A 21,272-nucleotide genomic window follows, 5' to 3' on the forward strand; every position below is an offset into this window, starting at 1 on the left:
CTGTTATAATCACTCCCACGCGTTAATTTTCGTCATAGCTTGGCTTGTTACGAATTCATTTTAGTGTGTGCTTTGTGAGTAATCCTTTTATTCCAATTGAAGCGGCAGATTTAACATGGCGTGATGGTTTGCCGTTTTCTACCAGGTTTAATGACATTTACTTTTCTAACGAAAATGGTTTGTTAGAAGCGGAACATGTTTTTATTACCGGGAACAATCTTATAGAACGGTGGCAAAATTTAGCAACTGAGAAAAGTGGTTCTTTTGCTATTGCAGAAACAGGTTTTGGTAGCGGTCTTAATTTTTATTAACCTGGTCGTTGTGGCTTAAATATGCTCCTCAGCATGCTCGTTTGCATTTTGTCAGTTGCGAGAAATTCCCTTTGCGGCGAGAGGATCTCGCTCGCTGTTTAGCTTTATGGCCGCAATTAAAGGACTTAGCGTTTGTTTTGCATGCAGATTACCCAGTTTTAACACCAGGTTTTCATCATCTGCAATTTCAAAATGGCAGAATCAATTTAACTTTGATGTTTGGAGACGCCAACCAGTGTTTTCATCAGCTCTTAGTGTGTGGGGATGTTAAACTTGAAGCAGCATTAAGGACAAATCATATTGATGCCTGGTTTTTGGATGGTTTTGCGCCAGCAAAAAATCAGCAGATGTGGAGCGAAGAGCTTTTTCAGACAATAGGGCAATTATCGAAACCAGGAACAACGCTTGCGACTTTTTCTGCCGCAGGTGTCGTTAGAAAAAATTTGCAAGCAACTGGTTTTGAAGTCAAGAAAATCAAAGGATTCGGCCAAAAACGTGAAATGATGATCGCTGCATTTCAAAAGGCAGAATTTGCCTCTTCACCAAGAACTTGGGTTACACCTTGGCAATGCAGTACTCCCAGAATAGTCAATGAGAAAAAGGCCATTGTTTTAGGTGCAGGATTAGCTGGTTGTTATCTTGCTCAAGCTTTAGTGAAACGAGATTGGCACGTTACTTTAATTGATGCTCACAATGAAGTGGGTTATGGCGCTTCAGGGAATACTCAGGCAGTTTTATACCCAAAATTATCCGCTTATCGCTCACCTTTAACTCTATTTATGCTAAATGCTTTTCTTTTTGCTCATCGTATGTATAGCCAATTACTTCATAAACATGATGTTGGTAAATTGTCGGGTATCTTGCAACTTGCATTCAATGATAAAGAACAGGCTTCACAGATTAATTTAGAAAAATGGTTGGCTGCTTATCCTGAATTGGGAGTGCTTGTTGATCAACAGCGCGCTACAGAAATTGCTGGTATTCATTTAAATACCGGCGGTTTGTTTATTCCTTATTCAGGATGGCTTGATTCACGTGCTTTATGTGAAATATTTGCCCAAACAGAAGGGATCAATTGGATTCCTGACACCGTTGTAACGGAGTTGGTCTTTAGAAATAAACAGTGGCATGTCGCAGGGCATCAGGCTGACGTGTTAATAATTGCTAATGGCAATCACGCGAATCAATTTAGCCAAACATCGTTTCTACCATTGAAGTCAATTCGTGGTCAAATGACAATGATTCGAGCGAACCTCAGTAGTGAAAATTAAAACTACCCTTGTGCGGTGATGGCCATGTTTTACCAGCAAATAACGGTATGCATGCCATTGGGGCAACTTATCATTTAGATGCTACTAAGCAAACTTGTTATGAAGCTGATAATAAGAGCAATCTGGCACGATTGGAAAAACTCCCTGCAGAATTAGTTTGGTCTGGCGAGGTGAGTGGTAATTGGGCTGGTGTGAGAGCAGCTACTACTGATTATTTACCTTTGGTTGGCCCTGTGCCTGATGAGCAGCTTTTTAAAGCACGTTTTGCAGCTTTAGCAACTAATGCCAAGCGCTGGCTTCCTACTCCAGGCGCGTTCCATCCTGGTTTATTTCTGTGTGCTGGTTTTGGTTCGCGGGGGTTAACTACAGTGCCGCTTAGCGCTGAATGGTTAGCGTCACTCATTAACAATGAACCTTGGTTCCTTCCTCGGACATTGGTGCAATCCTTATCACCAGCTCGTTTTTTACGTAAAGAGTTAACAAAAATTTGCATCAAGACTAACTATTTATTTTATAGCCTATACTTTTACAGTATGGGCAAAGGAATTGGTCAAAATTTATCGAACCATTTGTGAGATAAGGATTTTGAACTATAACTTTATATTAATAATTAATTAGGAGTAGTCATGAAGACAAAGGTCATTGTCTACACTGAACAAAAAGAGGATAGTGAAAATTTTGAGTTAATGGCTGGTCATTTTTCTTTAGTGATGAATGCACTGAATCGAATGGACTCGACTCAATTAACGCAAGATTTACTCATGCATTTAACTGAATCTTCGCATTTTCTAAGAGAAAGTCTTGACTTAGTTGATAGTCAATTCAAGCTGGCAACAAAAAGATCATCCATTCAACCAGTGCTTTTACAAGCGCGGCATTAGAACTGCTATATGCCTTGATTTTTTCTTCCTAAGAAGACAAATAAATCAAGGCATATTAGGCAACGTCTCTAAAGTTATTGCCGGTCTACAAAAATGCCAAACTGGCTAAAATCGCGCTCTATCTTCTTAAATAGCATTGGCCATTTGCCTCAATTCAACGCAATTTTTATCTAATTTTGCTCTTTTTCGCTGCTGGCAAAATTTTAGGGGCGTTGTTCTAGTCAAAACCAAATAACGAATATCTCAGGTAGCTTATTGATGGCTTATTAATCTTTCTCATTTTTTTGTACATGCTAACATAACCGTTCTTCAATGATTTCGTATAGACGGAATAAGAGGTTTTTTAACAGTGTGCTGCTTCAAAATGAACAGGGCTGATTGCTATATTTAGATCAAAAAAGCAGGTAAATAAGCCATGGAAAGAAATAAGAGTATTGCTTCTCTGGCATGAGATCGTTACTCTGCGAATCCATGTGTTAGTTAATGAGGTAATCCGTGAATAGTATTGAAATTTTTCAGATTGATTCTTTTACTGACAAAATATTTCACGGTAACCCAGCTGCGGTGTGTCTGCTCAATGATTGGCTCAATGATGAATTGATGCAGGCTATTGCTGTTGAAAATAATCTTTCAGAAACTGCTTTTATTATTGAGGATAAAAGTGGTTTTCATATACGTTGGTTTACTCCGCGAGGTGAAATTAGTCTTTGCGGTCATGCTACCTTGGCTGCCGGTTTTATTTTGCATGAATTGGGTAAATGTTCTAAAGATACGGTCTATTTTTCCAGCCCTAGTGGAATTCTCTCTGTGAGAAAAAAGGAGAACTTTATACCTTGGATTTTCCCCGGTTAAATTTTCAATTGAGCGAAACACCAGAGCTAATTTCAGTCTTAATTGATAAGCCTTATGTGGATGTTTTTGAAAGTGATTTGGATTACCTAATCTTACTCGCCGATGAAGATAAAGTTTTGCATGCCCAGGTAGATCTTAAAGCGTTAGTCAAATTACCTAAACGTGGATTAATTTTGACTTCTCAGTGCAGTGATGCCGATTTTTATTCACGTTGTTTTTATCCAAGGCATAATATTGCGGAAGATCCGGTCACAGGTTCTGCTCATTGCGTTCTTGGACCCTTTTGGGCTGAGCGTCTCAATAAAAAATCTTGCATGCTATCCAGGGCTCTTTTCGCACAGGGGAGGTAACTTGTGAAATTCATGACGAACGGGTTTATATTTCAGGTCATTGTAAATGGTATTCAAAAGGATATTTGGTTATTTGATTATCATTAAGCTTAACCACCAGGAAGATGAATTTGTACATTAAAGGTAATTACATGTCCCATTTGTATGGGAGTTGAAAAAATTACCTGATTGAGATAGCCTGCGCCGATGTTTAACCATGTTGATGCTTGTTGCTCAAGACCAAACGATAATCGATTTTGATCAATGGTTTTAGTGGAAAGCCAGGCTGGTCTGTTAAAATTGATAAAGAATTCATTCGAGCCAACAAGACTAATGCTGGCTGTAAGAGGATGGTTAATCAGAATACGTCCTCTGAATCGATAACCCCATTGATCAGAGCCTTTACTTCTGCGTTGCTCGATACGCGATCTAAAAAAGATTCTATTAGAGTTTAGTGTTTCATTGTAAATAGCATCTTGCCATAGGCGAAATTCCTGATTCTTAGTGTCTTCATCTTGTGCAGTGCTAAACCATCCTGCTGCTAACCAAAAAGCCCATTGCGAGGAGGCGTTATAGCCACCACTAAATCGCGACAGGAATTGCTCAAGTAATCTAGGATCGTCAACAAGCCGTACTTGTGGCTCAATTTGGTAGGAAAACTTACCAATATCAGTATTTAGGCCAAGAATTGACCAGAATTTCTGTGTGGTCTGTATAGCTGGCAAAGTGGGGGGAAATAGAGCAAAACCAATATAAACGCTGAATAAAGCAAGCGTGGGAGATTCATCGGGTTGTGGAACACCAAATTGATCCTTGTAGTTCATGCTATATTGATTTTGCTTAAATTAGCAAAAAATTTATAGAAAGCACATGGCAAGACCAAGATAATTGTTCTAAGCTGCAAAAGCTGGCATTTTAATTTACCAACACAGGGGTTGTTGCCATTTTTCTCTACCTTGAGAACTTATGGTTTGATATTCGAGTACGGCTGCTCAGCATATACATTCGGATGTGCGCAGCGAAGGGCAGAAACCAAGCTGTAAGCACTAATATCATAGAGATATCAATACCCCCTAAACGAGGGATGGTCATTATGGACACATGGAATAGTGTAATTTTTATGAAAACCAATAAACCCTGGTCTGATTTAAGTGTGATGGCCAAATGGGATGGCGTAGAAAAAATGTGGTCTACTACTGGTGATTGGGATTGGTGCATTAAACTGGATATGAACAATTCTTCCTCTGAAAAAACAGAAACCTTTGTCGCGCGTATGCTTGATGGCCATTGGGCAACTGAAACAAAAACAAATTGGTGGAAAGAAGTATCTGCAAGACAATAATTTGCCCGGGTAGTGCTCCGGGCTTTGATTCAATCCCTCTTCTGGTCGTAAATCATTGCTCTATCGTTAAATAGCTTGTTTTTCCTCAGGTTTAGCAGTTGCTATCAAACTGCCAGCATGATAAAAATGCCATTCACAATGTCAAGGAGTGAATATTGATGTCTATGGGAAAGCGCTTTAGAACGCTTGTTCAAAATCATTCGCCATTACAAATTGTCGGAACCATTAATGCCTATTCTGCAATGCTTGCAGAATCAGTTGGTTGTGAGGCAATTTATCTATCCGGCGCAGGTGTAGCCAATGCCTCTTATGGCTTACCTGATTTAGGTATGACTGGTCTTGCTGAAGTGTTAGAAGACGTTAGACGAATCACCCAAGCCTGTTCTCTGCCTTTATTAGTTGATGTTGATACTGGCTGGGGACACGCATTTAACATTGCTCGAACTGTACAATTAATGGAGCGATCTGGCGTTGCCGCCATTCATATTGAAGATCAAGTGATTGCTAAACGTTGTGGGCATCGTCCTAATAAAGCGATAGTTTCAATGAAGGAAATGGGTGATCGTATTAGAACAGCAGTAGATGCTCGCGTTGATGACAATTTTGTTATTATGGCACGAACTGATGCTTATGCTGTTGAGGGAATGAATGCTGCGATTGAACGAGCCCAATTTTGTGTTGAATTGGGTGCTGATATGATTTTTGCGGAAGCAATGACAACACTAGATGAATATCAGACTTTTAGTAGACAGGTCAAAGTGCCTATCTTGGCAAATATTACTGAATTCGGTAAAACGCCGTTATTTACTAAGGATGAGTTGGCTGAGGCTGGTGTGCAACTTATTCTATATCCTCTGAGTGCTTTTAGAGCTATGTCGCAAGCTGCTTTACTTGTTTATAAAGCGATCAAAGAAGAGGGTACACAGAAGGGTTTGCTGGAGAGCATGCAAACACGTAATGATTTATATCAGGTACTGGGTTACCACGATTATGAAAAAAATTAGACCAATTGATGGAGGGTGAGGATGGTCAATAAAGCAGCAGGAGGATTGGCTGGTGTAGTAGCTGGACAATCGGCTATAGCCACTGTAGGGCTGGCGGGAAAAGGGTTAAATTATCGTGGTTACTCCATTGATGATTTGGCTGAGCATGCAACTTTTGAAGAAGTGGCTTATTTACTTCATTATGGGAAGTTACCTACAAGCTCAGAGCTCAGTGCTTACACAAAAAAACTGGTTGGTTTGCGCCATTTGCCTAATACATTAAAGTCTGTACTGAAATTAATCCCTAAAAATACTCATCCAATGGATGTATTGCGTACTGGTTGTTCAATGTTAGGTACCTTGGAGCCTGAAGAGGATTTTGCCCAGCAATATGAAATTGCTGATCGACTGCTCGCTTTATTTCCTGGCATGATGTGTTATTGGTATGCTTACCATTTCAAAGGGAAAGAGATTAGTGGTGAAAGTAATGAAGACACGATAGGTGGCCATTTTCTTGAATTGCTTCATGACCGCAAGCCATCTAAATTGGAAAGTGGCATGATGAATGTGTCCCTAATTTTATATGCTGAGCATGAATTTAATGCCTCTACCTTTGCAGCTCGCGTTACGGCGGCTACTCTCTCTGATTTCTATTCAGCTATTACCTCAGCAATTGGTACTTTACGTGGTCCTTTACATGGTGGAGCAAATGAAGCTGCGATGGAGTTAATTGGGCAGTTTAAAAGCCCTGAGGAAGCTGAACAACGTTTAATGGAAATGCTGGCCAATAAAGCCAAAATTATGGGTTTTGGCCATCGTGTCTACAAGGATTGTGATCCTCGGTCAGATATTATTAAGGCTTGGTCGCATAAATTAGCTGAATTCAAACATGATCTATTATTGTACCGGGTTTCAGAAAGTATCGAAGCAGTGATGCGGCGTGAGAAGAAATTATTTCCAAATCTTGATTTTTACAGTGCATCGGCTTATCACTACAGCGGTATACCAACCTTTTTATTTACTCCGATCTTTGTGATGTCAAGGATTACCGGTTGGTCAGCCCATGTTTTTGAGCAGCGTGCGGATAATCGTTTAATTAGACCAACATCAGAATATACCGGGCCTGAGGCTAGAAAATTTATTCCTATTGAGCAGCGAGGATAATATGCATGCCTATGTAGAAGACAATGTTAAACCTGACTATGACAGAGTATTAACTGATATTACTGATTATGTGTTGAATACGGAGATCAAGAGTGTAACTGCCTACGAAACAGCACGCCTGTGTTTGATGGATACGCTAGGGTGTGGCATGTTGGCACTTAATTTTCCCGAGTGTACCAAATTACTAGGGCCTGTTGTTCCAGGCGCAGTTTTGCCAGGAGGTGCACGTGTACCTGGTACTAATTATGAGCTTGATCCAGTGCAAGCAGCATTTAATATTGGGACTATGGTGCGATGGCTTGATTTTAATGACACTTGGCTTGCGGCTGAATGGGGTCATCCATCTGATAATCTAGGTGCGATTTTAGCTGTAGCTGATTACATTAGTCGACAAAATATGCAACAGGGCAAAGCAGCCATCACTATGTATGAAGTATTGACTGCAATGATTAAGGCACACGAAATTCAGGGCTGTCTGGCTCTGGAAAATAGTTTTAATCGTGTCGGTTTGGATCATGTCCTGCTCGTCAAGGTTGCCAGCGCAGCTGTTGCTGCACTGTTACTTGGTGCAGATAGGGATACTATGCTTCGTACTTTATCGCAAGTTTTTGTGGACGGACAAAGTCTGAGAACCTATCGCCATGCGCCGAATGCTGGTTCACGTAAATCATGGGCTGCAGGTGATGCGACGTCGCGTGCTGTACGTTTGGCTTTAATTGCTGCTCGTGGTGAAATGGGTTATCCCAGCGCTTTAACAGCCCCTAAGTGGGGATTTTATGACGTTTTATTTGGTGGCAAATCATTTAAATTTCAGCGTCCTTATGGTAGTTACGTTATGGAGAACGTTCTTTTTAAATTATCCTATCCAGCGGAGTTTCATGCTCAAACTGCTGTCGAATGTGCTGTTGCTTTGCATCCACAGGTAAAAGCGCGAATCGCGGATATTGCACGGATAGAACTAGTCACTCATGAGTCAGCAATTCGTATCATTAGTAAGCAGGGTGCTTTATATAACCCAGCTGATAGAGATCATTGTTTGCAATATATGGTAGCGATTGCTCTTTTACATGGCGATCTGCGAGCTGAGCATTATGAAGATGAAGCGGCATCTGATCCACGTATTGATCAACTACGAGAAAAAATGCACGTGAGTGAAAACCAACAATTTTCACGAGATTATCATGATCCAGAAAAACGCTCTATAGCAAATAGTATCAAGTTAGTCTTTAACGATGGTACGGAATCGAAATTGATAACGGTGGAATATCCTATTGGTCATAAACGGCGTCGCGAAGAAGGACTGCCTGTTTTGTTAGCGAAATTTAAGCGTAATTTATCAACCCGATATGCGCCTGCACGTATTGAGGCAATTTCCAACGCGATGAATGATACTAATTTATTAGCTGCATTGTCGGTTGTTGATTTTATGGCCCTTTGGCAAATTTGATCGAACTAGTAATGAAAAAACGCTAGGAGGCTGTTTTCTAGCGTTTTTGTTGTTAAATCAAAACTTTCGTTTAATCCCTGCTGTAGCCAGGATTTTGGTGGCAATTTCCTCGATTGAATATCTGGTAGAATTAAGATAGGGGATATTTTCACGTTGATACATCGTTTCGACTTCAGCAACTTCACGTCGACATTGCTCCATGGATGCGTATTGACTGTTTGGGCGTCGTTCTGTGCGTATATGTTGTAATCTTTCCGCGTCAATTGTGAGCCCAAACAATTTATTTTTATAAGGCCTTAATGATTCAGGTAAGCGAAAAGAAGTTAAATCATCCTCGGCAAAAGGGTAGTTAGCTGCTAAGACCCCGAAATGTAAAGCCATATAAAGGCAACTGGGTGTTTTGCCGCAACGTGATACTCCAATCAAAATAATATCTGCTTTTTCATATCCCCGCGTTTTAATACCATCGTCATGGGCTAACGCATAATCTACAGCTTCAATGCGCTGAGTATACGATTGCGGATTTGCAACACCATGGGTACGCCCGACGGTATATGATGACTTGGCTTGTAGTTCATGCTCGAGAGGCCCAAGAAAGGTATTAAAAAGATCAAAAATTTTTGCTTTAGACTGTTTAATTGCTTGAGCAATATCGGGGTTAATCAATGTCATAAAGATTAAAGGTTTAATACCTGTTTCCTCACAACAAGAATCGATGCGAGCAACAGCTGCCTCTGCTTTTGCGACAGTATCAATGTAGGGAATAGTTAGTTTTTCAAACTCAATGTTTTCAAATTGCGTAATTAAACTATTACCTAAATTTTCAGCGGTAATGCCTGTTCCATCTGAAATCATGAAAACATATCGTTTCATCTATAACCTCTTAGTGAGTAATCTCTAAACTCAAACTAATGATTCTAATCGATTAATAATCTTGCTACCAGCTTATAATAGCTTGGCAAGGTAACTCGCTTCTGTTATGTTCATGAAAGTTATGATTATTGGAAAAGAAATGACAAGCTCGCCTGATAAATCGCGGAATTTGTTGGCTTGGGCTACCGAGATCCAAGCGATTGCTCAGATTGGTCTTACCTACACTACTGATTTATACGATAAAGAACGGTATGAACAACTGGCAAAATTGTCTGTTGAAATGATGTCAGCTGTTGTGGATGAAAAAAAAGAGGATCTTCAGGCCACTTTTCTAAATCAAGCTGGCTATGCTACACCTAAAGTTGATGTTAGGGCTTTGATAATCCAGAATGATGCACTATTATTAGTGCGTGAGGCCCAGGATGGGAAATGGGCATTACCAGGTGGTTGGGCAGATGTCAATTATTCTCCTTCTGAGTGTATAGTTAAAGAAGTACATGAGGAAACAGGATTACAAACCCGAGTAAAACGGTTTCTTGCCTTATGGGATACAGCAAAACATGATCACCCCCCCCACTGGCCATACATTTATAAATGCATTTTTTATTGTGAGGTAATTGGAGGGCAATTTATCCGTAGTCATGAAATTCTCGATGTAGCTTTTTTTAGTCTGGGAGCTCTACCACCATTGTCAGAATGTCGGATTACTAGAAGCCAGATTGAAAAATTAATGAATCTATATGATTCTAATGATTTTTGTACTGTTTATGATTAAATTCCGGGATAAATAAAGATTATGGAACCAGATCGCTACGAGCAAAATAGTAAAGTTTTTATTCTTGGTATCATTACTTTACTACTCAGTTTAACTTTGTTTGCCCTTGGCTTTTATATTGCCCCTTATCTTTTTTGGGGATGGAATTATGATATACCTGCAACTGTTTTAAATTGGTATGAATGGCTAAAAGAATATTATGAGTTTAGTGATGCAGGTGCTTCCTGGATCATTTTTTCCGTTTTTATTATTCCAGCTCTGATTTGTGGTTATATTTCCCATCGGGCTTCAAACTACATAGATAATAAAATCCATGGTATTGAGCCAGTAAAAACAGAAAAGCAGATAGAAATAAAAGAAGAGGTAAAAGCGACGCTAGGTTTTGGTTTTAAAATAGTGTTGCTCATCGTGTTAGTTTTATTGGCTTTGTCGTTGCTGCAGTGGTTATTGACTGTTCCTACAGCTGAATAAAAGGAGTTGGTATGCTTTTTAAACGGTTTAAGATTAAAAGATTAAATAAAAAATAAAGGCGATGCAGCACAATCGTGTTCACAATCAGCCAAAAGATGAAGTATTAGCAAAAGAAATCGCTTATTATCATGAATTAGGAGCTATCTACCATTCTTTAATAGGCCATAAAAAATATCCTTTTGCGGACGTAATGATTGTTGCCTGCTTACGTGCGGCTTCTACGCTGGATGATCCAGTTGCTGGATACCAACTAGGTAAAAAACTATTGGATGAAGCTAACTACAGGGCAAAGCTTGAAGAAGAAAAACTTTTTGCGAGCCCAGGAAATGAGCGTCAAATGCTTCAGCTTTATGAAGAGGCACATGTCTATTTGCAAGCTGCAGAAAAACTTGGGCACGTTGAAGCAAAACGTTTGCGTGGCCTATGCTATATCAATGGTTGGGGCGTGACTTCCGATCGTGATAGAGGATTTGAACTCGTGGTTGCCAGTATTGAGCAGGAGAACAGTTGGGATAGAGTCCCACAGATATTTGCGGCAATAGGCTTGAATAAACCTGAGTTTTTCTCCGCGCTAATGAAACATCGTAATAAAAGTTAAGTCGCGTCCATCGTGTCATTCCAAGCGTAGGAGAGGGAGCTCAGTTATGGTTATGGCATTCAGCTCACACTGCTACGCTGATAGGGTGGGGTGTCAGGTGCTAAAGATAAAAGGTTAAATACCAATTTATAAAAGACTTTCCACAAAATAACGAGCCGAGGCCGGCAATACAGAGAAAGGGGCCAAAGGGAATTGGTGTATTTTTTGTTTTTCTCTTCACTTTTAGATAGGTGATTCCTACTAGAGCACCAGTTAAAGATGCAAATAATAAAATGAGGGGTAATTGAGTCCAGCCAAACCAGGCACCAAAAGCGGCGAATAATTTAAAATCACCGTGTCCCATTCCTATTTTACCGGTAAATAAATAAAAGATTTGAATAAATAGCCATAGGCTAAGATAAGCACAGGCAGCGCTTAAAACAGCGTCTGGTAAAGAAGTAAACAGTGACTGCGTGTTAGCGATTAATCCTAGCCAAAGTAGGCCTAAAGTAAGACTATCTGGTAGGAGTTGATGTTGTAGATCAATAAAAATAAGCTAATAATGAACCAGATAAACAAAAGTGCGAAAACCAAAGTTAAATTGAAATCGAAATACCAGGCAGCTAGTAGAGCAAGTAAACAACTGCAGATTTCAACTAAAGGATATCGAAGCGAAATTGGATGTTCGCATTGTCTACAATGACCGCCTAAGAAAAAATAACTAAACAATGGAATATTGTGCATTGCAGGTATCGTTGTTTTGCAGGCAGGACAGAAGGAGCGAGGAAAAAATAAATTTATTTTTCACTTAACTCAGGAGGTAAGTTCAATAACTGACGACATTCTTTTTTCCATTCAGCCTGAATCATTAGAGGTAATCGATAAATAACAACGTTTAAAAAGCTGCCTATAGCTAAAGAAAAAGGGCAAGTAATATATACGTTGTGGGAGAATGAATAATTTGCAATTGATTAAGCATTATTTTTCTACACTATTGAACCAAGTTTAAAAATAGGCAGGTACATAGCAATTATCAAAATACCAACCAGCAGTCCTAAGAGTGACATAATAATAGGTTCTAACAAATTGTTTAAAGTACTTATCGCGTTATCTACCTCTTCTTCGTAATAAGTAGCTATTTTAGTAAGCATTTGCTCGAGAGTACCTGATTCTTCCCCAACAGCAACCATTTGAACAACCATCGTTGGAAATAAAGAGTTGTTGGCTAGGGCAGTTTGCAGTTGCTGACCTTTACCTATCTCCTTCTGAACGTCATTGATTGCCTGGTTATAGATGAAATTGCCTGTCACTGGAGCTACTAATTTTAAGGCCTCTAGTAAAGGAAGACCAGCAGCAAAAGTAATCGAAAGCGTCCACGCAAAGCGGGCGATAATAATTTTTGTAAGAACAGCTCCAAGACATGGGGTTTTTAGCAAGCGTTTGTCTAACCAGTGGCGAAATCGCTGAGAGCGTTTTAATGTATAGAAGGGGCTATAAGCAATACCGATTATCGCTGCTGTGGTTATAAGCCAATAGTTTTGAAAAATTGAGATAAGTAAATGATTCCTCGTGTCAATAAGGGAAGTTCAGCATTAAACGTTTTGAATAGTTGCTCAAATTGTGGAATAACGAATGTTAACAGGGCAGCTGTGACAAATAGAGCCATGCTTAAAACAGCACAAGGATAAGTGAGTATTTTTTAACTCTTTTTTAATGGTGCCCATTTTTCTTTATAAACAGCCAGCTTAGTCAATGTGAGTTCAAGAGAGCCCGACTTTTCCCCCGCATCGACAAGATTGCAAAACAATGTATTGAAGAATGGAGGATGTTTACGCATAGATTCGGCCAGAGTGAGTCCGGCTTCTATATCTTTTTTAACGATTTGCAGTAGATTTTTCATAGCTTGATTACGATAGCCATTAATAAGGGTTTCAAAGGATTGAATTAAAGGTAAACCTGCTTTGATTAAGGTAGCTATCTGTCGACTAAACAGCGTGATGTCATGTGTGGTAATTTTTTATTGACACGACGAGAGAAGAACGATTGTTTACTGATTTTCTTAGTAATCACTCCTTGCTTACGTAATTCGATTTTAACTGCTACAAGATTTGGCGCTACGAGGAATCCTGTTAATTTTTCACCATTGCGGTTGAATCCCTGCCATTGATAATAGTTTATTTTGTCAGTCATACATTACTCAATCGTTACACGTTGAACTTCCTCTATCGTGGTAAGTCCTTGTTTTATTTTTCAAGACCTGATTGGTAGATAGTGATCATGCCATCGTGTTGAGCTTGCTGGAGAATACTGACTGAATTTCCGCCAGCCGTAATCAGTTCTGTTATTGTTTGAGATATGGGAAGTAATTCAAACAAAGCTATTTGGCCGTAATAACCATTGATACACTGCTGGCAGTTACCCGATTTATATAATTTGAGCGTATCGAGTTCTTCCTTATGAAAACCTAGCTTTATTAAATCATCAGAGGACATATCGTCGCGTATTATTTTGCAATAAGGACATAAACGTCTTACCAAGCGTTGCGCGACTAATAAACGAATGGTGCTAACAATATTGAAGGGCAGAATACCCATATTGAGTAAACGGGTGAGTGTTTCAGCAGCACTATTCGTATGCAAGGTAGATAAAACAAGATGGCCAGTTTGAGCTGCTTTAATGGCGATTTCGGCCGTTTCAAGATCACGAATCTCACCAACCATAATCACATCAGGATCTTGTCGTAAAAAAGCGCGTAAGGTGGTGGGGAAAGTTAAGCCAGCCTTGGGATTAATATTAACTTGGTTAATACCTGGTATTTTAATTTCCACAGGATCTTCGACAGTTGAGATATTTTTTCTTCACTATTTAACAGCGCAAGTGCAGAATACAGAGAAATTGTTTTACCGCTACCAGTAGGTCCGGTGACGAGAACTAAACCTTGTGTTTGTGTTATGGCTGCTAAAAATTGTTTTTTTGAACATTGTTAAAACCGAGGGCATCAATACCTAGCTGTGGAAGATCCTGCTCAAGAATTCTTATAACAATTTTTTCGCCATAAATGGTAGGGCAGGTATTTACTCGGCAATCAATCGATCGAGTACTGGATATTTTCATTTTTAAAATGTCCATCTTGTGGGATGCGACGCTCAGAAATATCAAGATTAGCCATTACTTTAATGCGGGATGCAATTTGACTTGTAAGGTTAAGAGGTGGTGATATTGCCTCGAATAACAAACCATCTTGACGATAACGAATGCGATATTTGTGTTCATAAGGCTCAAAATGAATATCAGATGCTCTTTTATTAATTGCATCCTGCAAACAATAATTGACAAATTGAATAGCTGGGGCCATCTCTTCAGATTTTACATGATTTTCTAAGTAGGTCATGGCAGTAGAGGCTCGTATGTGAAGTTTTTGTGTTTCTTTTTCCGACAGTATTTTGCTAATTAGTTTATCGAGTTTATCGCTTTCGACGACTACGATGGAAACAGGAAGTTCTGTATGAAATTGAATTTCTTTCAATAGAAATGGTTTACCAGGATCATCAGTGGCAAAAAATAAGTGATTAGCACGAATAAAAAGCGGCACAATATGGTGGCGGCGTATTAAATGTTCATTAATCTGGGTACGAGGAATAGCGTTGATATCAATACTATCCAGAGCAATTAAGGGAAGCGAATAGCTTTTTGCTATCACTTGCGCAAGTTTTTGAGCACAAAATAACTTCTTACCGACTAAATATTGCAATAAAGTTTGTTGGTTTTTAAAAGCAATAGCTTGATATTCAAGTGCTTCTTCAGGTTTGAGCAGTTTCTTTTGTACGAGTAATTGGCCAATTCCTTGCAATTGTTCTTGTGGCTTTATTGTCTTTTCCATAATGAGCCTTTTAATTTTCCATGCATACTATAAAGAAAAAAAGGCTAAATTCAAAGATGAGATTGGGAGCAATGGCGTTAAATTAAACGATAATAGGTGTTCTGTTCAGGTTGAGACCCTTCGAGAGCCTCAGGGTGTGTGGGTGCGGAGCACTGTCTCGAAGTCTTGATGCAGAAGCTTCGAGACGGTGTAAACGCTCCTTCGGTTTGAACAGATCAGGTCAAAAATCCTTATCAATTCCTTAGAGCATTATCCAAAAAGATATTGGATACCTAATGAGAGAACATAACTTTTATTGGCAATACCAGCCGAATTATTGAAATAGGCGCGTTCGCCTGTCATGTTATCTATTATCTCCATATCAGTTAATCCTTTCGAATAGTGGTTGTAAGAGGCCGCAGCAAAAAGTTTCGTGTTTTGAGTAAAATGATACCCTGCATCAATAGTTGCTGAATAGAACTTTGAATTTTGTCCTTGCTCCTTGAAGGTTAAGGCGCGAGAATAATGTTCATCTCGATCTTCTGCATTAGCCCAATCACTAAATTTAAGCAGCGCATTAAACTCAAAATTATTGATTACATATTTTCCTGATAAACCTATATAAGGGGCATTAAATTTTTGTTGATAACCTATTCCAGCTTCATCACTTGTAAAACAGCCTATCTGACTGCCGTTTTCATATCGATAGCAACCACCAACTGCACGCCAACTATAGCTATTTCTTTGATAACCTGCGACAAGACCCAATTTATAGTTTTGTTTTTGCATTATCCATGCTCGTAGATTCAAATCCAGTTCATTGCCATAGTTAAGATGGGTATTTTCATGATGGGACCAATCTGTCCAATTGGATTGAAACGGATCTAGCCAATCATAATCATCCATTGTTGTTTTGCTTTTATCCAGAGTAATCCATCCTCTACCATTAAGGCTAAGCCAAGATAGGAAGTCATAATTGACTTCTCCATTGACAATAGCGGCATTTTTTATCCGCCAATCTAGTTGACTTATTTTTCTACCACTCTCCGAATCATAAACGTACTCCTGTGATTTGCCTGATAAACGTCCTAATGAGGCACTAAGAGACAAGCCATTAAAGCTATAATCGGTTGAGCCTACAGAGGCATTGGCATTCAGAGAAAAAGTCAAAGGTAGGGCGATTAGAGCCAACATAACTACTTTATTATTTTGCATATTTTTCCTAGTTAAGCGCCGATTATCCTTTCAGCAGATTGGTTAAAAAACGGCGAATTATTATGCCTCATAATGTTCTTGTCAAGAACAAAAATAAAACATTAATCATGAAGAATTCAAATGAAGCATTTTGAATTTGAAATTTAAGTTACTCAAAACTGGAACAGAGATCCCCTTTCTACTGCTGAACAATGTTGCTTCCCTAAATAGGCGTCATAAAAAATTCTGCTTAGACTTGGTGTTTATTGCAAATAGATAACTTGCTGTAGAGCATGACTGTATGATACAAAAAGAGAATTTTGCTTGTTAATTATGAGGCGAGTGCTTTGTCTTTTGAGGATCTAAAAACCAGGTTTTATACCCTTGATGACTGGTTTAACTCGCCGCAAGGGGTTCATTTAGGATGTGCTTTTATTGCGGAATTGGCTCATCTTGGTGATTTTTTATATGGGACTACCTTATTACAGCTAGGCAATTGTGGCGGCAATTTATGGCTGCAGGCATTGCATTATAGCCATAAATGGTTAGTTACCCCATACTTGAATCCGACTAAAAGTACTCTGGTTAGTTCCTTTACTCAATTACCCCTTGATAGAGAGAGTGTTGATTGTGTGATTGCTCCTTTGACTTTGGAAGCTTTTACGCATCAAAAAATCCCTTAGATGAGATTGATAGAGTTTTAAAGCCTATGGGCTATGTGATTTTTTTGGAATTAATCCCATGAGTTTTTGGGGGCTCAAGATGCGCCTAGGAAGATTACCTTGCTTTGGCACTTTTACGGGTAAATCAATGTCTGCTTTTTTGTAAAGAGGGCAATGCTTCATCGTGGTTATGTGCAGTGTAATTTATCGAGTTTTTATTATATTCCTCCAGTAAAAAGGAAAATGGTTACATAAATTAGAAATACTTAATGAACTAGGTAAAATGATTTGGCCTTGCCCTCCCGGATTTTATTGTTTGGTAGCGCAAAAACTGCAAGAGGCTCAACCGGACGTATTGTTGGAAACTGCTTCCGAAGATGAATTGTTACTGACGAATCGGGTACCGCTGCAACCAATCTAGATTGCAAGTTCATTTCAGTGAAAACTCTTAATTGCTTGGATAAGATCATGAACATTCGGTATAATGATCTCGGTTTATTTTTAGGTTACTTGCATGTCAAAAAATCACTTTATCGTATAACTTTCGCAAATCAAGAAGCAATTTATGAGATTTACGCGCGTAAAGTGTGTGAAAGTGAAATATTCGGTTTTCTCGAAGTTGAGGATTTTGTTTTGGTGAGAATACGTCCTTGGTTGTCGATCCTTCTGAAGAGCGTTTAAAGGTAGAATTTAATGATGTGAAGCGTACTTACATTCCAATGCATTCTGTTTTTCGTATTGACGAAGTGAGTAAACAGGGTGTTGCGAAAGTTAGAGATAAATCGAAAGATGAAGGTAAGGTAAGCATGTTTCCAGTTCCAGGTAAACGTAAAGATTAATAACCCGATCGTCAAAATTCTTAGGATATCAGATGTCTATTCCAAGTAAAATTAAAGAGGTTTATGAAAAATCGAGTTGCCTATTTACTACTAAAGAAGTTGAGGCCGCTCTAGATAGAATGGCGATTAATATTCATGAACAATTACATGATAAAAATCCTGTTCTTTTGTGTGTGATGATTGGCGGATTAGTTCCTATGGGAAATTTGTTGCCGCGCCTTGATTTCCCTTTAGAGGTTGATTACATTCACGCTACTCGTTATCGTGGTGAAATTACAGGTGGGGAATTGCATTGGAAGGTAAAACCGACTACTGACTTGACCGGAAGGACGGTTTTAGTTGTTGACGATATTCTTGATGGTGGTGTTACTCTGGCAGCCATTGTTAAAGAGGTTAAGGAGATGGGGGCCGCAGAAGTCTATTGTGCTGTATTAGTCGACAAATATCACAAACGCGTACCTAATGGTTTAAAAGAAGCTGATTTTGTGGGTTTGCAAGTTGATGATCATTATATTTTTGGCTACGGGATGGATTATAATGAGTATCTCCGAAATGCGCCCGGTATTTTTGTTGTTGCTCCAGAGCATGATAATTAATGTGAGTTTGATAAAGGCATGATCCTGTTTTTTATCGTCAAACAAACATTATCTCGCAAACTGCCTAGCATGTGTATGGGGTTTAACATTGACTAAGAGAGTTCTTAACGCTCTCTTAGTGCAGTTTGCTGCGCTTTTAAAATGGGTTTTAATAAATAGTCCAAGACTGATTTTTTGCCAGTTAAGATATCAACTGTTGCCATCATCCCTGGTATGATATAAAGCGGTTTTTCTCACTCCCCAAATAATTTTTTCTGTTCGGACGCGAATTAAATAGTAGGTTTCTTCTTTGCCATTAGTTGGTTTTTCATCAGTAATTGTATCGGCACTGATTTGCTCAACTTTACCAGGTAAGCCACCATAAATTGAAAAGTCATAAGCCGTTAATTTAACTACAGCGCTTTGTCCAGGGCGTATGAAGCCTATATCCGCTGGTTTTATTTTTGCTTCAATCAATAAGGTATCCTCAAGAGGAACGATTTCAATGATATCCATTCCCGGTTGAATAACGCCGCCTATGGTGTTTACTTTGATTCTTTTTACAACGCCTTTTACTGGGGAGCGGACAGTAGTACGAGTGAGTCTATCTTTATCTGCTCTGTGAGCAGCCTTAAGAGCTCCTAGCTCACCTTTCGCTTTATTAAGTTGCTCAAGGGCTTGTGATTTGAATTGATGAATTTACCTTTATTTCACTGACAGAACGTTCTAACCTCAAAATTTCAACCTCTGAAATAGCGCCTTTGGGAACCAATGGCCTAGAGAGAGATAATTCCTTTTCTGCTGCCACCAAGGCATCATTGAGTTGTTTTAGTTCTTCTTGTCTGGATTGGTATAAGGCTTTTTCAGCCTCAATAAGCTCAGCGTTATTTTTAGCAAATGCCGGTTGAATAGTCATGGGTTTTTGATCCATTTCCGCGGTGATACGTAATATCTGAATTTCTAAAGCGGCGATTTTTTGTGCTTCATCATAAGTTGCCATAAAACGAGTATTGTCTATTTGCATCAACACCTGGTTTTTATTAACGATCTCTCCTTCATGGACATAGAGTTTACTAACGATACCGCCCTCAAGATTTTGAATAACTTGCACTTGGCTTGAAGGAATAACCTTTCCTTGCCCTACAGTCACCTCATCAAGAATAGCGTAATTTGCCCAGAGAACAGCACATACAATAAATAAAACGGCACTCCAAAGAATAATGTGAGTAAATAGACGTGATTTTTCTTCGCGCCTCATTTTGTTTCCCTCTCGACAGTCATGCCAGCTTTTAATGCTGAAAGCACTGATTCCTTTGGACCATCAGCAATTAATTTACCATCATCAAGGATGATAATTCTATTGACTAGTTCTAACATGGAAAATTTATGTGTTACTAAAAGAAGAGTATGATTTTCTGTCATATGTTCGGTTAGTTGAGTTTTAAAACGACGCTCGCTGTTATCATCCATGGCGGAAGTTGGTTCATCAAGAAGCAGTATATTAGGATTACGTAACAAGGCTCTGGCGATTGCGATAGATTGTCGCTGTCCTCCCGACAATTCGCTTCCTTTTTCGCCAACTTGTCTGTCAAAACCATCAGGATGGGTATTTATAAAGGAAGCAACGCCAGCAATGTTAGCAGCTCTGATTAAAGACTCGTCATCGATAAAGGAGCCCCAACACAGATATTATCTCTGACGCTACCATAGAATAAAGTGACGTCCTGAGGAACATAGCCAATTTGTTGTCTTAAATCATCAGGATTAATTTGGCGATAATCCGTATGATCAAGAAGAATGGTACCCTCGTCAGGTAAATAAAGTTTAAGGATTAAACGAGCAAGTGTTGATTTTCCTGAGCCCACACGACCAATAATAGCAACTTTTTCGCCGGCCTTAATTTTAAAACTGATCATTTTTAAAATAGAATTTTTAGCATCACTATAACTAAAAGAAACTTGATGAAATTCAATGTGCCCGCACAATACTGGCCTATGTAGAAAATGACTGTCTTCACTGACATCAATTGGTAATTGCATGATGCGATTAAGCGATTTTAATGCATTAACGGATTGATAATAACGAGTCAAAAGCGAAGCTACTTGCGACATGGGTGCAAGTGCACGGCCAGTTAGAATGGTGCAGGCAATAAGTGCTCCCATTGTTAAATCACCTTCGCTAATAAGATAGACACCGGCGAGAACCATAATAATAGTCGCGGCTTGTTGCGCAAGAATAGTAAGATTGATACTGGTATTGGATACCAAGCGTAATTTCATCCCAGTTTTTGCGGCTAGACCAATTAATTGCTCCCATCGTGATTGTAAGGCAGATTCGGCAGTGGTTGTTTTTACTGTCTCAATATTGGAGAGTGATTCAAACAGAATGGCTTGTTTTTCTGCCGCGTATTGATAGGACTGTTTTGTCAATTTTATCAAAGGAAATTGCAGCATTACACCAATAACAAAAACGATAGGGATAGCAAGTAGAGGGATCCAGAATAAACTGCCACCTATAAAATAAATGACTAAAATAAAAATAGCGACAAAGGGTAAATCGACTAAAATTGTTATCGTACTCGAAGTTATAAAATCACGAAAAATTTCAAAAGATTGAACAGTATTGGTTAAGGCTCCCACTGATTTGGGTCTTGTTTCCATACTGACACCTAATATTTGCTCAAAAATACTTGCAGATAATTCAATATCACTACGTTTGCTTGCTAAATCGATAAAATGGGCGCGTAATGTTTTAAGTAAAACGTCAAAGAGAAACACTAAACCAACACCACTGGCCAATACCCACATCGTGGCAATAGCATGATTAGGTACTACACGGTCATAAACATTCATTGTAAATAAGGGAAT

General features: G+C 39.0%; 27 protein-coding genes and 4 pseudogenes. 15 read left to right on the forward strand and 16 right to left on the reverse strand.

Annotated features, from left to right (window positions below; translation table 11 throughout):
- Positions 1–74: 74 nt before the first annotated feature.
- The 4 genes and pseudogenes from mnmC to BN58_RS33880 form a co-directional block, all read left to right on the forward strand.
- Positions 75–2,061: pseudogene (gene mnmC, locus BN58_RS28475) on the forward strand (bifunctional tRNA (5-methylaminomethyl-2-thiouridine)(34)-methyltransferase MnmD/FAD-dependent 5-carboxymethylaminomethyl-2-thiouridine(34) oxidoreductase MnmC); the annotation flags it as partial.
- 147 nt (positions 2,062–2,208) lie between these two features.
- Complete coding sequence (locus BN58_RS10915; protein ID WP_019216858.1) at positions 2,209–2,463, forward strand: hypothetical protein; 255 nt, start codon at positions 2,209–2,211, stop codon at positions 2,461–2,463.
- 495 nt (positions 2,464–2,958) lie between these two features.
- Positions 2,959–3,315, forward strand: coding sequence for a PhzF family phenazine biosynthesis protein (locus BN58_RS33875; protein WP_019216859.1), 357 nt, complete (start codon positions 2,959–2,961; stop codon positions 3,313–3,315).
- Entirely contained in the window at positions 3,297–3,665 is a 369-nt protein-coding gene (locus BN58_RS33880) for a PhzF family phenazine biosynthesis protein (protein ID WP_019216860.1), read from the forward strand. Before BN58_RS33875 ends, BN58_RS33880 begins: the two co-directional genes overlap by 19 nt.
- 89 nt (positions 3,666–3,754) lie before the next feature.
- On the opposite strand, the gene BN58_RS10925 is transcribed toward BN58_RS33880, so the two are convergent.
- Positions 3,755–4,468 carry a DUF2490 domain-containing protein gene (locus BN58_RS10925; RefSeq protein ID WP_019216861.1) on the reverse strand — a complete coding sequence of 238 codons (714 nt, stop codon included), beginning with the start codon at positions 4,466–4,468 and terminating at the stop codon, positions 3,755–3,757.
- A gap of 269 nt (positions 4,469–4,737) precedes the next feature.
- Between BN58_RS10925 and BN58_RS10930 the strand changes: the two genes are divergently transcribed.
- The 4 genes and pseudogenes from BN58_RS10930 to BN58_RS10945 all read left to right on the forward strand — a co-directional run bounded on the left by BN58_RS10930 (position 4,738) and on the right by BN58_RS10945 (position 8,580).
- On the forward strand, positions 4,738–4,986 hold the full coding sequence (locus BN58_RS10930; RefSeq protein WP_026069417.1) for a hypothetical protein: 249 nt from the start codon (positions 4,738–4,740) through the stop codon (positions 4,984–4,986).
- A 158-nt stretch (positions 4,987–5,144) separates the two neighbouring features.
- Positions 5,145–6,022: pseudogene (gene prpB / locus BN58_RS10935) on the forward strand (methylisocitrate lyase).
- Positions 6,012–7,133 carry a bifunctional 2-methylcitrate synthase/citrate synthase gene (prpC, locus tag BN58_RS10940; RefSeq protein WP_019216864.1) on the forward strand — a complete coding sequence of 374 codons (1,122 nt, stop codon included), beginning with the start codon at positions 6,012–6,014 and terminating at the stop codon, positions 7,131–7,133. Before prpB ends, prpC begins: the two are co-directional and overlap by 11 nt.
- 1 nt (position 7,134) lies before the next feature.
- Positions 7,135–8,580, forward strand: coding sequence for a bifunctional 2-methylcitrate dehydratase/aconitate hydratase (locus BN58_RS10945; RefSeq protein ID WP_019216865.1), 1,446 nt, complete (start codon positions 7,135–7,137; stop codon positions 8,578–8,580).
- Between the two features lie 57 nt (positions 8,581–8,637).
- Here the strand turns inward: BN58_RS10945 and ppsR are convergent, their stop codons facing one another.
- On the reverse strand, positions 8,638–9,453 hold the full coding sequence (gene ppsR, locus BN58_RS10950; protein WP_019216866.1) for a posphoenolpyruvate synthetase regulatory kinase/phosphorylase PpsR: 816 nt from the start codon (positions 9,451–9,453) through the stop codon (positions 8,638–8,640).
- Positions 9,454–9,565: 112 nt separating this feature from the next.
- Between ppsR and BN58_RS10955 the strand changes: the two genes are divergently transcribed.
- The 3 genes from BN58_RS10955 to BN58_RS10965 all read left to right on the forward strand — a co-directional run bounded on the left by BN58_RS10955 (position 9,566) and on the right by BN58_RS10965 (position 11,297).
- On the forward strand, positions 9,566–10,228 hold the full coding sequence (locus BN58_RS10955; RefSeq protein ID WP_019216867.1) for an NUDIX hydrolase: 663 nt from the start codon (positions 9,566–9,568) through the stop codon (positions 10,226–10,228).
- Positions 10,229–10,249: 21 nt separating this feature from the next.
- Positions 10,250–10,699: a hypothetical protein gene (locus BN58_RS10960; RefSeq protein WP_019216868.1), complete on the forward strand. Its 450-nt coding sequence runs from the start codon at positions 10,250–10,252 to the stop codon at positions 10,697–10,699.
- A 61-nt stretch (positions 10,700–10,760) separates the two neighbouring features.
- Entirely contained in the window at positions 10,761–11,297 is a 537-nt protein-coding gene (locus tag BN58_RS10965; RefSeq protein WP_019216869.1) for an SEL1-like repeat protein, read from the forward strand.
- A gap of 100 nt (positions 11,298–11,397) precedes the next feature.
- On the opposite strand, the gene BN58_RS37780 is transcribed toward BN58_RS10965, so the two are convergent.
- The 10 genes and pseudogenes from BN58_RS37780 to BN58_RS10995 form a co-directional block, all read right to left on the reverse strand.
- Positions 11,398–11,829 carry a prepilin peptidase gene (locus BN58_RS37780; protein WP_408605483.1) on the reverse strand — a complete coding sequence of 144 codons (432 nt, stop codon included), beginning with the start codon at positions 11,827–11,829 and terminating at the stop codon, positions 11,398–11,400.
- On the reverse strand, positions 11,781–12,020 hold the full coding sequence (locus tag BN58_RS37785) for a prepilin peptidase (protein ID WP_232220525.1): 240 nt from the start codon (positions 12,018–12,020) through the stop codon (positions 11,781–11,783). Before BN58_RS37785 ends, BN58_RS37780 begins: the two co-directional genes overlap by 49 nt.
- Positions 12,021–12,262: 242 nt before the next feature.
- On the reverse strand, positions 12,263–12,712 hold the full coding sequence (locus BN58_RS33895; RefSeq protein ID WP_232220526.1) for a type II secretion system F family protein: 450 nt from the start codon (positions 12,710–12,712) through the stop codon (positions 12,263–12,265).
- 86 nt (positions 12,713–12,798) lie between these two features.
- Positions 12,799–12,942 carry a hypothetical protein gene (locus BN58_RS33900; RefSeq protein WP_232220527.1) on the reverse strand — a complete coding sequence of 48 codons (144 nt, stop codon included), beginning with the start codon at positions 12,940–12,942 and terminating at the stop codon, positions 12,799–12,801.
- Positions 12,943–12,975: 33 nt separating this feature from the next.
- Positions 12,976–13,290, reverse strand: coding sequence for a type II secretion system F family protein (locus BN58_RS33905; protein WP_332247960.1), 315 nt, complete (start codon positions 13,288–13,290; stop codon positions 12,976–12,978).
- The gene (locus BN58_RS33910; protein ID WP_232220528.1) at positions 13,251–13,466 is read right to left on the reverse strand and encodes a hypothetical protein; all 216 of its coding nucleotides are present in this window, start codon (positions 13,464–13,466) and stop codon (positions 13,251–13,253) included. Before BN58_RS33910 ends, BN58_RS33905 begins: the two co-directional genes overlap by 40 nt.
- 53 nt (positions 13,467–13,519) lie before the next feature.
- Positions 13,520–14,104: a GspE/PulE family protein gene (locus BN58_RS33915; RefSeq protein WP_232220529.1), complete on the reverse strand. Its 585-nt coding sequence runs from the start codon at positions 14,102–14,104 to the stop codon at positions 13,520–13,522.
- Positions 14,047–14,405 (reverse strand): annotated as a pseudogene (locus BN58_RS37790) (ATPase, T2SS/T4P/T4SS family). Before BN58_RS37790 ends, BN58_RS33915 begins: the two are co-directional and overlap by 58 nt.
- Positions 14,362–15,156, reverse strand: a complete 795-nt coding sequence (locus BN58_RS33930; RefSeq protein WP_232220531.1) for an ATPase, T2SS/T4P/T4SS family — start codon at positions 15,154–15,156, stop codon at positions 14,362–14,364. Before BN58_RS33930 ends, BN58_RS37790 begins: the two are co-directional and overlap by 44 nt.
- A gap of 249 nt (positions 15,157–15,405) precedes the next feature.
- Positions 15,406–16,350: an omptin family outer membrane protease gene (locus BN58_RS10995; protein WP_019216873.1), complete on the reverse strand. Its 945-nt coding sequence runs from the start codon at positions 16,348–16,350 to the stop codon at positions 15,406–15,408.
- A 299-nt stretch (positions 16,351–16,649) separates the two neighbouring features.
- On the opposite strand from BN58_RS10995, the gene BN58_RS29835 reads away from it, so the two are divergent.
- The 4 genes and pseudogenes from BN58_RS29835 (at position 16,650) to BN58_RS11010 (ending at position 18,426) form a co-directional block, all read left to right on the forward strand.
- Positions 16,650–17,012 (forward strand): hypothetical protein, encoded by a 363-nt coding sequence (locus BN58_RS29835; protein WP_019216874.1) that lies wholly within the window; start codon positions 16,650–16,652, stop codon positions 17,010–17,012.
- 262 nt (positions 17,013–17,274) lie between these two features.
- Complete coding sequence (locus BN58_RS30875) at positions 17,275–17,412, forward strand: hypothetical protein (protein WP_019216875.1); 138 nt, start codon at positions 17,275–17,277, stop codon at positions 17,410–17,412.
- 47 nt (positions 17,413–17,459) lie between these two features.
- Positions 17,460–17,830 (forward strand): annotated as a pseudogene (locus BN58_RS24380) (DUF1820 family protein).
- A gap of 32 nt (positions 17,831–17,862) precedes the next feature.
- Positions 17,863–18,426, forward strand: a complete 564-nt coding sequence (locus tag BN58_RS11010) for a hypoxanthine-guanine phosphoribosyltransferase (RefSeq protein WP_019216877.1) — start codon at positions 17,863–17,865, stop codon at positions 18,424–18,426.
- A gap of 189 nt (positions 18,427–18,615) precedes the next feature.
- Here BN58_RS11010 and BN58_RS33935 read toward each other — a convergent pair whose 3' ends face one another.
- From BN58_RS33935 to BN58_RS24390, 4 genes are all read right to left on the reverse strand, one after another.
- Positions 18,616–19,104, reverse strand: coding sequence for an HlyD family efflux transporter periplasmic adaptor subunit (locus BN58_RS33935; protein ID WP_232220540.1), 489 nt, complete (start codon positions 19,102–19,104; stop codon positions 18,616–18,618).
- Complete coding sequence (locus BN58_RS33940) at positions 19,076–19,663, reverse strand: putative HlyD family type I secretion protein (RefSeq protein ID WP_019216879.1); 588 nt, start codon at positions 19,661–19,663, stop codon at positions 19,076–19,078. Before BN58_RS33940 ends, BN58_RS33935 begins: the two co-directional genes overlap by 29 nt.
- Positions 19,660–19,965 (reverse strand): ATP-binding cassette domain-containing protein, encoded by a 306-nt coding sequence (locus tag BN58_RS36110; RefSeq protein ID WP_019216880.1) that lies wholly within the window; start codon positions 19,963–19,965, stop codon positions 19,660–19,662. The genes BN58_RS33940 and BN58_RS36110 overlap by 4 nt, the downstream gene beginning before the upstream one ends.
- An 89-nt stretch (positions 19,966–20,054) precedes the next feature.
- Positions 20,055–21,257 carry an ABC transporter transmembrane domain-containing protein gene (locus BN58_RS24390; protein WP_269570244.1) on the reverse strand — a complete coding sequence of 401 codons (1,203 nt, stop codon included), beginning with the start codon at positions 21,255–21,257 and terminating at the stop codon, positions 20,055–20,057.
- Positions 21,258–21,272: the final 15 nt, after the last annotated feature.

Source organism: Legionella tunisiensis (genome assembly GCF_000308315.1).
GTDB classification, from domain to species: Bacteria; Pseudomonadota; Gammaproteobacteria; order Legionellales; family Legionellaceae; genus Tatlockia; species Tatlockia tunisiensis.